We start from the raw sequence: 12,086 nt of genomic DNA, 5'->3' as shown, positions 1-12,086 counted from the left end.
AATGCGCGGCAAGAATAACAGAAAGTGGGCAAAATTTCCGTTACCACGCGGCAAACGCGCACACTCATCGACGTCATTTACGTAAAAAGGTTTTGTGATGGCCAATAATACCACCGGGTTAACCCGGATCATTAAGGCGGCAGGTTACTCCTGGAAAGGATTTCGCGCGGCGTGGATCAACGAGGCTGCGTTTCGTCAGGAAGGCGTCGCCGCTATCGTGGCCGTCGCGGTAGCCTGCTGGCTGGACGTCGACGCCATCACCCGCGTATTGCTGATTGGCTCGGTCCTGCTAGTGATGATAGTCGAAATTCTCAACAGCGCGATTGAAGCGGTTGTGGACCGTATCGGCTCGGATTTTCACGAGCTTTCAGGGCGGGCCAAAGATATGGGGTCGGCGGCGGTTCTGCTGGCGATTATCATCGCGCTGATCACCTGGGGAACGCTGCTGTGGAGCCATTATCACTAACGTTCTTCGCTAACCCTCGCAAAATATGAACAATCCGCCGATTTTTGTGTGCCATGTGGTTCCAAAATCACCGTTAGCTGTATATACTCACAGCATAACTGTATATACACCCAGGGGGCGGAATGAAAGCGTTAACGACCAGGCAGCAAGAGGTGTTTGATCTCATTAGGGATCATATCAGCCAGACGGGCATGCCGCCGACGCGTGCGGAAATTGCTCAGCGCTTGGGGTTCCGTTCCCCAAACGCGGCGGAAGAACACCTGAAAGCGCTGGCGCGTAAAGGCGCGATCGAGATCGTCTCCGGCGCTTCTCGCGGTATTCGCCTGCTGACGGAAGAAGAGCAAGGCCTGCCGCTGATTGGCCGCGTCGCCGCCGGTGAGCCGCTGTTGGCGCAGCAGCATATTGAAGGCCACTATCAGGTCGACCCGTCGATGTTTAAGCCCAACGCCGATTTCCTGCTGCGCGTCAGTGGGATGTCGATGAAAGACATCGGTATTCTGGATGGCGATTTGCTGGCGGTCCACAAAACCCAGGATGTGCGTAACGGCCAGGTGGTTGTCGCGCGTATCGATGAAGAAGTGACGGTGAAGCGTCTGAAAAAGCAGGGCAATGTCGTTGAACTGTTGCCGGAAAACAGCGAGTTTTCCCCGATCGTCGTCGATCTGCGCCAGCAGAGTTTTACCATTGAGGGTCTGGCCGTTGGCGTGATCCGTAATGGAGAATGGCTGTAGCGCCTGCCTCTGCGCAGCGTCATCTGTTGCGTGACGCTGCGACGTTTTTCCTCAATCAGGTCCTCAAACATGCTGCTCAACGCTGCCGATAAAGCGCTGTGGCGTCTTGCCCTCCCTATGATTTTCTCCAACATCACCGTCCCGCTGCTGGGGCTGGTGGATACGGCGGTGATCGGCCACCTGGACAGCCCGGTATACCTCGGCGGCGTAGCGGTCGGGGCGACGGCCACCAGTTTCCTCTTCATGCTGCTGCTGTTCCTGCGCATGAGCACCACCGGGCTCACCGCTCAGGCCTGGGGCGCCAAAGATCCGCAGCGCCTGGCGCGGGCGCTGGTGCAGCCGCTGGCCCTGGCGCTGGGCGCCGGGGTGCTGATTATCCTGCTTCGCCTGCCGCTAATTGACCTCGCTCTGCATATTGTCGGCGGCAGCGAGGCGGTGCTTGAGCAGGCGAGACGGTTTCTCGAAATTCGCTGGCTCAGCGCCCCCGCCTCGCTGGCCAACCTGGTGCTGCTCGGCTGGCTGCTGGGCGTCCAGTACGCCCGGGCGCCGGTTATTCTGCTGGTGGTGGGTAATCTGTTGAATATTGTGCTCGATCTGTGGCTGGTGATGGGCCTGCGGATGAACGTCCAGGGTGCGGCGCTGGCCACGGTCACCGCGGAGTACGCCACCCTCATTATTGGCCTGCTGATGGCGAAGCGGGTGCTGACGCTGCGCGGCGTGTCGCTGGCGATGCTGAAAAACGCCTGGCGCGGGGATCTGCGCCGTTTATTGGCGTTGAATCGGGACATCATGCTGCGCTCGCTGCTGCTGCAGCTGTGCTTTGGCGCGCTGACCGTATTCGGCGCCCGTCTGGGCAGCGACATCGTGGCGGTTAACGCCGTACTGATGACTATGCTGACCTTTACCGCCTACGCGCTGGATGGCTTTGCCTATGCCGTGGAGGCTCACTCCGGCCAGGCTTACGGCGCGCGCGACGGTAGCCAGTTGCTGGAGGTGTGGCGGGCGGCCTGCCGGCAGTCCGGCATGGTGGCGCTGGCGTTTGCCCTGATTTACAGCCTGGCGGGGCAGTACATTATCGCGTTGTTAACCTCACTGCCTTCCCTGCAGCAACTGGCCGATCGCTATCTGATCTGGCAGACGATCCTGCCGGTGGTCGGCGTCTGGTGTTATCTGCTGGATGGCATGTTTATCGGCGCGACGCGCGGCGCTGAGATGAGGAACAGTATGGCGGTCGCCGCGGCGGGGTTTGCCGTGACGCTGCTTACGCTACCGGTGCTTGGCAACCATGGTCTGTGGCTGGCGCTGGCGGTGTTCCTCGCCCTGCGCGGCCTGTCGCTGGCGCTGATCTGGCGTCGTCACTGGCGACGCGGCACATGGTTTAGTTAGTCATCTCCCGTCATTGCCGCTAGCCGTGACCTTCCCCGGTCGCGCTACGCTTACAGGGCGATTCAATAGCCCGGCTCAGCGTGGCGCAAGCCGGGAACATCCTCTTCGCGTTATCCCGCGGTGCGATGTTTAAAAATTCCGAATAACGAATCGACGCCAGCATTCTCATCTATAGTTAATACCATGTCCGGCACAAAACGGGCTGTAAACCCACCGAATGATGAGGACGTTATTATGAATAAAGACGAAATCGGCGGTAACTGGAAACAGTTTAAAGGTAAAGCCAAGGAACAGTGGGGCAAACTTACCGATGATGATATGACCGTAATCGAAGGGAAGCGCGACCAGCTGGTCGGCAAAATTCAGGAGCGTTACGGCTATGAGAAAGATCAGGCTGAGAAAGAAGTCTCAGACTGGGAGCATAAGAACGACTATCGCTGGTAGCGTTCCTTGATCCGAAGAATGAAGCATTTGTGTTAGTGCCTGTCTGAATGGCGCAGGGACGCGCCGTTAACCCTTTTCCCGCTGCGGCAGCCGCTCAGCGGGCTTTCTTTTTGAGCTGAATAGTATGATCGTGCTGGCAGTGTCCCGGGGTGCTGCAGGCTTCGACTTCCACGCAGCCCGCGCAAAGCCCGTGAGCTTCTATCACATTGTGGCGCAGGGCAAACCCCATGCGGGCCGCCAGCGTATGCATGATATCTTCCACCCCTTCCGCCGCTTCTTCTTTTACCACGCCGCAGCGGTCGCAGATAAACATGGCCGAGCTATGGGTCGGCTGGTCGAACAGATGGCACAGCACATAGCTATTGGTTGACTCTACCTTATGGACAAAACCCTGCTCGAGTAAAAACTCCAGCGCACGGTAAACCGTCGGCGGCTTCGCCTGCGGCTCTTTTTCACGTAGCAAGTCCAGCAGATCGTAGGCGCTGATTGCCCCTTGCTGCAGGCTCATCAGGCGCAACACTTCCAGACGCTGTGGAGTCAGGCGTACGCCGCGCTGTGCGCAAAGCTTTTCAGCATGCGCTAACATCTCTTGCGAAGGGGTCTTATCCATGAGCATCCTCGGATTGCGTGAATTTGAATCTGTTACTTTATCACGTTCCTCAGAAAACACCGAGAGCCGGCAGGTGATACGGGTCATACTTCAGGTTGTCGGCACCGGCGCCCGTCCCGGGCGCTGGCCGCTTATTCTCGAGCAGACTACGCCTTAGCCGCTCGCTAAAACCGCCATGTCCGATTTAATCACAACACGCCCGACCCTGGGTATGCTATATCTGAAGTGTCTCATTTTCGGGAGAAAACGATGAAACGACCTGATTGCATTCGCCACTGGCGCGAACTGGAAGGGCCCGACGATGCTACTTATCCCGACAGCCCGGAGCGTTTTTCAATCGGCGCGCCGCTGGGGCGAGGTTTACGTCTCAACCGGCTGGGGATCCACCACGAGCGGCTGCCGCCCGGGCGGCGCACCTCTTATCCACACGCGGAGAGCGATGAGGAAGAGTTCATCTACGTGCTGGAGGGCTATCCAGAAGTGTGGATAAACGGCTATCTCTGGAAGCTGGAGCCCGGCGACAGCGTGGGTTTTCCCGCTGGTACCGGCATCTGCCACACCTTTCTCAATAACACCGAGCAGGAAGTTCGTCTGCTGGTGGTGGGCGAGGCCAATAAGAAGTACAACCGCATTTATTACCCGCTCAATCCCGGCTATGCCGCGACGCGCCAGGATCGTTGGGTTGACCATCCGCCGCAGTTCTTCGGTCCACACGACGGTAAGCCGCGGAAAAAGTAATCATTTCAGGTGAGGGGCGAAGCGCGGCGCACTATGCGCCTGTGGTGTATCTTTATGCTATAGTAGCGCCCCTTTTTACCCGGATGCTTATTTATTCGCCATGATGCCTGAATCAACGTCACCTGTTTTCCCTGCTCACCGCTTCTCCATCGCGCCGATGCTCGACTGGACCGACCGACACTGCCGCTACTTCCTGCGGCTGCTGTCGCGGCATACGCTGCTGTATACCGAAATGGTGACCACCGGGGCGATTATTCACGGCAAAGGGGACTATCTGGCCTATAGCGAAGAAGAGCACCCGGTTGCTCTGCAGCTCGGCGGCAGCGATCCCCAGGCCCTGGCGCAGTGCGCGAAGCTGGCCGAGGCGCGCGGCTATGATGAGATCAACCTCAACGTCGGCTGCCCCTCCGACCGCGTGCAGAACGGGATGTTTGGCGCTTGCCTGATGGGCAATGCGCCACTGGTGGCCGACTGCATCAAGGCGATGCGCGATGTGGTGTCGATTCCGGTCACGGTGAAAACCCGTATCGGCATTGACGACCAGGATAGCTATGAGTTTCTGTGCGATTTCATTGAGACGGTCTCCGGCAAGGGCGAGTGTGAGATGTTTATTATTCACGCCCGCAAAGCCTGGCTCTCCGGCCTGAGTCCAAAAGAGAACCGCGAGATCCCGCCGCTGGATTACCCCCGCGTCTGGCAGCTGAAGCGCGATTTCCCCCACCTTACGATGGCGATCAACGGCGGCATCAAATCGCTGGACGAAGCCAGAGCACAGCTTGAGCATATGGATGGGGTGATGGTCGGGCGTGAGGCCTATCAGAACCCGGGCATTCTGGCCTCGGTCGACCGTGAAATTTTCGGCGTCGCCGGCGCGGATGCCGATCCGGTAGCGGTGGTGCGAGCCATGTACCCCTATATTGAGCGCGAGCTCAGCAAGGGCACCTATCTGGGCCATATTACCCGCCATATGCTGGGGCTGTTTCAGGGGATCCCCGGCGCTCGCCAGTGGCGTCGCTACCTGAGCGAAAATGCGCATAAAGCCGGCGCCGATATTGCGGTGCTGGAGCATGCCCTGAAGCTGGTGGCAGATAAACGTTAATTTCTGACCAAAACCTGGTGAAATTGACCACGCCTCGCGCACCGTCGCGGGGCGTTTTGTTTTAAAGTCAAAAGCTTATGGTTGGCATGCTTTTTGTAATACCTGCAGAGTGAAGTATTCATTCTTTGGGGAGAGAACCATGCTGGAACTGCTATTTGTCATTGGATTTTTTGTCATGCTGCTGGTTACCGGCGTATCGCTGCTGGGGATTATCGCGGCAATCGTGGTGGCGACGGCGCTGATGTTCGTCGGCGGGTTGTTCGCCTTGATGATCAAATTACTGCCGTGGCTGCTGCTGGCGGTGGCGGTGGTGTGGATTATTCGGGCGCTGAAATCCCCGAACGGAAACGCTTTTCGCGACAATAACCGTTGGCGTTACTAAGGTATTGAGGGGTGCGTCACAACCTGAACAATTTTGCAGACAACCGCGTAGGCATTGCTGCGCAAATCTGTCACTATTAGCGCGTTAACGAATTCATCGCGCTGTACCCTACATACAGCCGAACTAAAAAAAAGTAAGGGCTTCCCAGGTGGAAGCCCTAAACTTTTGCCCCTTCTGCCAACTTATGGCAGCAGCAAACTCGAACCCTGCGTCACCCGGCTCTCCAGAACTTCATGCGCCCGCCGCGCTTCGCTCAGCGGATAGATCTGACTTTCAGCCACGTCCACTTTAATCACCCCGCTGGCGATCAGCGAAAACAGTTCACTGCAGGCTTCCTCCAGTTCTTCCCGGTTGGTGATATAGCCCTGCAGCGATGGGCGAGTGACGTACAGGGAGCCTTTTTGATTCAGGATCCCCAGATTAACGCCGGTCACCGGACCGGAGGAGTTACCAAAGCTGACCATCAGGCCGCGGCGCTGCAGGCAGTCCAGAGAGGCCTCCCAGGTATCTTTCCCCACCGAGTCGTAGACGACGGCCACTTTCTTACCGTCGGTGAGCGCCTTGAGCCGCTCCACGATAGACTCCTCGCGATAGTTAATCACCTGCCAGGCGCCCGCCTCTTTGGCGCGCTGCGCTTTCTGCGCGCTGCCGACGGTACCGATAAGTTTCGCCCCCAGCGCTTTCGCCCACTGACAGGCTATCAGCCCCACGCCGCCAGCGGCCGCGTGAAACAGGAACATCTCATCAGGCTTAATTTCATAGGTTTTGCGCAGCAGATACCAGACCGTTAATCCTTTGAGGAACGACGCGGCGGCCTGTTCGAAAGAGATAGCGTCCGGCAGGACCGCCGCTTTGTCGGCCAGCACATTGTGTACCGTGCTGTAGGCGCCGAGCGCCGACTGGGCGTACACCACCCGATCGCCTACCTTAATATGCGTGACCCCATGGCCAACTTTACTGACGATGCCGGCCGCCTCGGTGCCCAGGCCGCTCGGCAGCGACGGCGGCGGATAAAGGCCGCTGCGAACATAGGTGTCGATATAGTTGATGCCGATGGCTTTGTTTTCGACCTGAATCTCATGTTCTGCGGGATCGCGTGGCGTGAACTCAACCGCCTGAAGCACCTCCGGTCCCCCGTGTTTCGAAAATTCGATGCGTGTTGCCATGTTCGCTCCTGTGTTGTTCCGAGATTATTCAGTAAGCTTAACAGCCTGCGCCGGCGGCGACGGATTTTCTTACCCGCCTCAGGCCTGCCACGCTTAATGGGTTCTTTAGCGGCAATGGCTTTCTCGCTATACTGTCACGCTCTTTTCCGGATCGGTGAAATGTTAGGCTATGGCAGGAAATAAACCCTTCAACAAACCACAGACAGAAACCCGCGAACGCGATCCGCAGCTCGCCGGGCTGAAAGTCCCGCCGCACTCGATTGAAGCGGAGCAGTCGGTGTTGGGCGGTTTAATGCTGGATAACGAGCGCTGGGACGACGTCGCCGAACGCGTCGTTGCCGACGACTTTTATACCCGTCCGCACCGTCATATTTTTACCGAGATGGCGCGCCTGCAGGAGTCCGGCAGCCCGATTGACCTGATTACGCTCGCCGAGTCGCTGGAGCGTCAGGGGCAGCTGGACAGCGTGGGCGGCTTCGCCTATCTGGCCGAACTGTCCAAAAACACGCCCAGCGCGGCTAACATCAGCGCCTATGCCGACATCGTGCGCGAACGCGCGGTGGTGCGCGAAATGATTTCGGTGGCCAACGAGATCGCCGAAGCCGGCTTCGACCCACAGGGGCGAACCAGCGAAGATCTGCTCGACCTCGCCGAATCCCGGGTTTTCAAAATCGCCGAAAGCCGGGCCAACAAAGACGAAGGGCCGAAGAACATCGCCGATGTCCTCGATGCCACCGTCGCCCGTATCGAACAGCTGTTCCAGCAGCCCCATGACGGCGTCACCGGGGTCAATACCGGCTACGACGACCTCAACAAAAAGACCGCCGGCCTGCAGCCGTCGGATCTGATTATCGTCGCCGCCCGTCCATCGATGGGTAAAACGACCTTCGCGATGAACCTCGTGGAAAACGCGGCGATGCTGCAGGACAAACCGGTATTAATCTTCAGTCTCGAGATGCCCTCGGAACAGATCATGATGCGTTCTCTGGCCTCGCTGTCGCGCGTCGATCAGACCCGCATTCGTACCGGTCAACTGGACGACGAAGACTGGGCGCGGATCTCCGGCACCATGGGCATCCTGCTGGAAAAGCGCAATATCTATATCGATGACTCCTCCGGCCTGACGCCGACGGAGGTGCGCTCCCGCGCGCGGCGTATCGCCCGCGAGCACGGCGGCATCGGACTGATTATGATCGACTACCTGCAGCTGATGCGCGTGCCGTCGCTCTCCGACAACCGTACCCTTGAGATTGCCGAAATCTCCCGCTCGCTGAAGGCGCTGGCGAAAGAGCTGCAGGTGCCGGTGGTGGCGCTGTCGCAGCTTAACCGCTCGCTGGAGCAGCGCGCCGATAAGCGCCCGGTCAACTCCGACCTGCGTGAGTCCGGCTCTATCGAACAGGATGCCGACTTAATCATGTTCATTTACCGTGATGAGGTCTATCACGAGAACAGCGATCTTAAAGGCATCGCGGAAATTATCATTGGTAAACAACGTAACGGCCCGATCGGCACCGTGCGACTGACCTTTAACGGCCAGTGGTCGCGTTTCGATAATTATGCCGGTCCTCAGTATGATGATGAGTAATCCTTCCGCCTTCTTTTATTAAGGAATTCAAATGCAAGCGGCAACTGTAGTTATCAACCGCCGCGCTCTGCGACACAACCTGCAACGTCTGCGTGAACTGGCGCCCGCCAGCAAACTGGTTGCGGTAGTGAAAGCGAACGCCTACGGACACGGTCTTCTCGAGACCGCGCGAACGCTGACCGACGCCGACGCCTTTGGCGTCGCCCGCCTGGAAGAGGCGCTGCGCCTGCGAGCGGGGGCATCGCCCAGCCGATCCTCCTGCTGGAAGGCTTTTTTGCTGCGGAAGACCTGGCGGTGATCGCCGCCCAGCGCCTGCATACGGCGGTGCATAGCCCGAACAGCTGGCGGCGCTGGAGCAAGCCGATCTCCCCGAGCCGGTGACCGTGTGGATGAAGCTGGATACCGGCATGCATCGCTTAGGGGTGCGCCCGGAGGAAGCCGAGGCGTTTTATCAGCGTCTGAGCCAGTGTAAAAACGTCCGCCAGCCGGTGAACGTGGTGAGCCACTTCGCGCGCGCCGATGAGCCGACCTGCGGCGCCACCGAACGCCAGCTGGATATCTTCACCACCTTTACCGAAGGCAAACCGGGGCTGCGCTCTATCGCCGCCTCGGGCGGCATTCTGCTGTGGCCGCAATCGCATTACGACTGGGTGCGCCCCGGAATTATCCTGTATGGCGTGTCGCCGCTGGACGATCGCTCCACCGGCAGAGATTTCGGCTGCCAGCCGGTGATGACTCTAACGTCCAGCCTGATTGCGGTGCGCGAGCATAAAGCAGGGGAGCCCGTCGGCTACGGCGGCACCTGGATCAGCGAACGCGATACCCGTCTCGGCGTGGTGGCGATGGGCTATGGCGACGGTTATCCGCGCGCGGCACCGTCGGGCACGCCGGTGCTGGTCAATGGCCGGGAAGTGCCGATTGTCGGCCGGGTGGCGATGGATATGATCTGCGTTGACCTCGGACCGCAGGCCCAGGATAAAGCCGGCGACGCGGTAGTGCTGTGGGGAGAGGGGCTCCCGGTAGAGCGCATCGCCGAGATAACGAAAGTAAGTGCTTACGAACTTATTACGCGACTGACCTCCCGCGTCGCCATGAAATACTTCGACTAAGCCTCTGGCGTACCGGATAGCACAGAGGCTGATCCGGTACGCACCAGGCCTGCGGCGCTCAAAAAAGCGGTTTATACCGCTGCGGGGTCACTTTCCCCTCAACATCCTCTCGACCTGCCGTCATATCCGGTTTATTGTGTAAGAACCTGCCCCATGTAAACCTGGAGATACATCGCGTGTTTCAAAAAGTTGACGCCTACGCCGGCGACCCTATTCTTTCTCTGATGGAACGCTTCAAAGAAGACCCGCGAAGCGACAAAGTCAACCTGAGTATCGGGCTGTACTACAACGATGACGGCATTATCCCGCAGCTGCAGGCGGTGGCGGAAGCGGAAGCACGCCTGAACGCCGAGCCGCATGGCGCCTCGCTGTATCTGCCAATGGAAGGGTTGAGCGGCTACCGTCAGGCGATTGCGCCGCTGCTGTTTGGCGCAGAGCATACCGCGCTTAAGCAAAATCGCATTGCCTCTATTCAGACGGTCGGCGGTTCGGGCGCGCTGAAGGTCGGGGCCGACTTCCTCAAACGTTACTTTCCTGAGTCTCATGTCTGGGTCAGCGATCCGACCTGGGAAAACCACATCGCCATTTTTGAAGGGGCTGGCTTCGAAGTAAGTACTTACCCCTGGTTTGATAAAGCCACCAACGGCGTGCGCTTTGAGGACCTGCTGGCGACGCTGCAAACGCTGCCGGCCCGCGATATTGTGCTGCTGCACCCTTGCTGCCACAACCCGACCGGCGCCGACCTGACGCCAGCCCAGTGGGACCGCGTGGTTGAGGTATTGAAAGCGCGTCAGCTGATCCCCTTCCTCGACATCGCCTACCAGGGCTTTGGCGGGGGGCTGGAAGAGGATGCCTACGCTATTCGCGCCATCGCCAGCGCCGGGATGCCGATGCTGGTCAGCAACTCGTTCTCCAAAATTTTCTCGCTGTACGGGGAGCGCGTCGGCGGTCTGTCCGTGGTCTGTGAAGACAGCGAAACCGCGGGCCGCGTGCTGGGGCAGCTGAAGGCCACCGTGCGCCGCAACTACTCCAGCCCGCCGAGCTTTGGCGCGCAGGTGGTGGCGACGGTGCTGAACGATGCCGGGCTGAAAGCCACGTGGCAGGCGGAAGTGGACGCCATGCGCGCGCACATCCTGACCATGCGCCAGGCGCTGGTCGACGCGCTGCAGCAGGTTGCCCCGGGCAGCAAAGTGGATTACCTGCTCAAGCAGCGCGGGATGTTCAGCTATAGCGGATTTAGCGCGGCGCAGGTGGATCGTCTGCGCGATGAGTTTGGCGTCTACCTGATTGCCAGCGGACGCATGTGCGTGGCGGGGTTAAACTCACGTAATGTTCAGCAGGTAGCGAAAGCTTTTGCCGCGGTAATGTAAGCCGCTCTCCAGCAGGTTGTCTCTGCCGGTCAACGGGCAGGGGCAACCCCCTCGGATGTGATCATCCTCTTTTTCTATGACATCTGCGCGAAAAAGGCTTTTCATCCATGCCGCCGGCGGGTAAGGTCGGGACGTTGATAAGCATGCACATTATTGAAAACAATAATGATTGATAGATTTAGGGATAAATATGCGCAAACTTACTCTCGCCCTTGCGGCGGCTTCTCTCCTGTTCACGCTGAACAGCGCCGTTGTGGCGCGCGCCTCCACGCCGCAGCCGCTGTGGGTCGGCACCAACGTGGCCCAGCTGGCCGAGCAGGCGCCGATCCACTGGGTTTCGGTGGCGCAAATTGAGAACAGCCTGCTGGGGCGGCCGCCGATGGCCGTCGGCTTTGATATCGATGACACCGTCCTCTTCTCCAGTCCGGGTTTCTGGCGCGGGCAAAAAACCTTCTCTCCCGGCAGCGAGGATTACCTGAAAAACCCGCAGTTCTGGGAAAAAATGAACAATGGCTGGGATGAATTCAGCATGCCGAAAGAGGTGGCGCGCCAGCTGATTGCGATGCATGTGAAGCGCGGGGACAGCATCTGGTTCGTCACCGGCCGCAGCCAGACCAAAACCGAAACCGTTTCTAAAACCCTGCAGGATGATTTTCTCATCCCGGCCGCCAATATGAATCCGGTGATTTTCGCTGGCGATAAGCCTGGCCAAAACACCAAGACCCAGTGGCTGCAGGCGAAGCAGATAAAGGTTTTCTACGGCGATTCGGATAACGATATCACCGCCGCCCGCGAAGCGGGCGCCCGTGGCATCCGCGTGCTGCGGGCCGCCAACTCCTCCTATAAGCCGTTGCCGATGGCTGGCGCGCTGGGCGAGGAAGTAATCGTCAATTCCGAATACTGATGACCGCCTGAACGCGATAAACGGCAGCGACGGCGCTGCCGTTTTTTTATGCAAAATCAGGGGTGGAAGGTTTTACCTTTTCACGTATTGCTGCAC

Annotated in this window: 13 protein-coding genes and 1 pseudogene; 11 read left to right on the top strand and 3 right to left on the bottom strand. The window is 58.8% G+C overall.

Annotation, left to right across the window (positions count from 1 at the left end; all coding sequences use genetic code 11):
- Positions 1-97 precede the first annotated feature (97 nt).
- The 3 genes from LPQ25_RS24420 to dinF all read left to right on the top strand — a co-directional run bounded on the left by LPQ25_RS24420 (position 98) and on the right by dinF (position 2,583).
- On the top strand, positions 98-466 hold the full coding sequence (locus LPQ25_RS24420) for a diacylglycerol kinase (RefSeq protein WP_002884819.1): 369 nt from the start codon (positions 98-100) through the stop codon (positions 464-466).
- Between the two features lie 122 nt (positions 467-588).
- Positions 589-1,197 carry a transcriptional repressor LexA gene (lexA, locus tag LPQ25_RS24415; protein ID WP_002884822.1) on the top strand — a complete coding sequence of 203 codons (609 nt, stop codon included), beginning with the start codon at positions 589-591 and terminating at the stop codon, positions 1,195-1,197.
- A 69-nt stretch (positions 1,198-1,266) separates the two neighbouring features.
- On the top strand, positions 1,267-2,583 hold the full coding sequence (gene dinF / locus LPQ25_RS24410) for an MATE family efflux transporter DinF (protein WP_004151748.1): 1,317 nt from the start codon (positions 1,267-1,269) through the stop codon (positions 2,581-2,583).
- Between the two features lie 19 nt (positions 2,584-2,602).
- On the opposite strand, the gene LPQ25_RS24405 is transcribed toward dinF, so the two are convergent.
- On the bottom strand, positions 2,603-2,752 hold the full coding sequence (locus LPQ25_RS24405; RefSeq protein WP_226340387.1) for a hypothetical protein: 150 nt from the start codon (positions 2,750-2,752) through the stop codon (positions 2,603-2,605).
- 65 nt (positions 2,753-2,817) lie between these two features.
- On the opposite strand from LPQ25_RS24405, the gene LPQ25_RS24400 reads away from it, so the two are divergent.
- A complete protein-coding gene (locus LPQ25_RS24400) occupies positions 2,818-3,027 on the top strand; it encodes a CsbD family protein (RefSeq protein WP_004151747.1) in 210 nt (69 codons plus the stop codon).
- A gap of 94 nt (positions 3,028-3,121) precedes the next feature.
- Here the strand turns inward: LPQ25_RS24400 and zur are convergent, their stop codons facing one another.
- Entirely contained in the window at positions 3,122-3,637 is a 516-nt protein-coding gene (zur, locus tag LPQ25_RS24395) for a zinc uptake transcriptional repressor Zur (RefSeq protein WP_002884931.1), read from the bottom strand.
- 249 nt (positions 3,638-3,886) lie between these two features.
- On the opposite strand from zur, the gene LPQ25_RS24390 reads away from it, so the two are divergent.
- The 3 genes from LPQ25_RS24390 to pspG all read left to right on the top strand — a co-directional run bounded on the left by LPQ25_RS24390 (position 3,887) and on the right by pspG (position 5,856).
- Positions 3,887-4,375: a cupin domain-containing protein gene (locus LPQ25_RS24390; protein WP_002884935.1), complete on the top strand. Its 489-nt coding sequence runs from the start codon at positions 3,887-3,889 to the stop codon at positions 4,373-4,375.
- 100 nt (positions 4,376-4,475) lie between these two features.
- Positions 4,476-5,474 (top strand): tRNA dihydrouridine(20/20a) synthase DusA, encoded by a 999-nt coding sequence (gene dusA / locus LPQ25_RS24385; protein WP_025368550.1) that lies wholly within the window; start codon positions 4,476-4,478, stop codon positions 5,472-5,474.
- A 139-nt stretch (positions 5,475-5,613) separates the two neighbouring features.
- Complete coding sequence (gene pspG / locus LPQ25_RS24380; RefSeq protein WP_004894969.1) at positions 5,614-5,856, top strand: envelope stress response protein PspG; 243 nt, start codon at positions 5,614-5,616, stop codon at positions 5,854-5,856.
- 182 nt (positions 5,857-6,038) lie between these two features.
- Here pspG and LPQ25_RS24375 read toward each other — a convergent pair whose 3' ends face one another.
- Positions 6,039-7,022, bottom strand: a complete 984-nt coding sequence (locus LPQ25_RS24375) for a quinone oxidoreductase (RefSeq protein ID WP_002884941.1) — start codon at positions 7,020-7,022, stop codon at positions 6,039-6,041.
- 169 nt (positions 7,023-7,191) lie between these two features.
- Here LPQ25_RS24375 and dnaB point away from each other — a divergent pair, with 169 nt between their 5' ends.
- The 4 genes and pseudogenes from dnaB (at position 7,192) to aphA (ending at position 11,990) form a co-directional block, all read left to right on the top strand.
- Positions 7,192-8,607, top strand: a complete 1,416-nt coding sequence (gene dnaB, locus LPQ25_RS24370) for a replicative DNA helicase (protein ID WP_002884942.1) — start codon at positions 7,192-7,194, stop codon at positions 8,605-8,607.
- A gap of 31 nt (positions 8,608-8,638) precedes the next feature.
- Positions 8,639-9,716 (top strand): annotated as a pseudogene (gene alr, locus LPQ25_RS24365) (alanine racemase).
- A 176-nt stretch (positions 9,717-9,892) separates the two neighbouring features.
- Complete coding sequence (tyrB, locus tag LPQ25_RS24360; protein ID WP_014908106.1) at positions 9,893-11,086, top strand: aromatic amino acid transaminase; 1,194 nt, start codon at positions 9,893-9,895, stop codon at positions 11,084-11,086.
- A 190-nt stretch (positions 11,087-11,276) separates the two neighbouring features.
- Entirely contained in the window at positions 11,277-11,990 is a 714-nt protein-coding gene (aphA, locus tag LPQ25_RS24355) for an acid phosphatase AphA (protein ID WP_004151745.1), read from the top strand.
- Positions 11,991-12,086: the final 96 nt, after the last annotated feature.

The sequence above is a fragment of the Klebsiella sp. KPN54798 genome (assembly GCF_021184225.1).
Lineage (GTDB): Bacteria > Pseudomonadota > Gammaproteobacteria > Enterobacterales > Enterobacteriaceae > Klebsiella > Klebsiella pneumoniae.
This window is presented reverse-complemented; position numbering and strand designations above follow the sequence as displayed.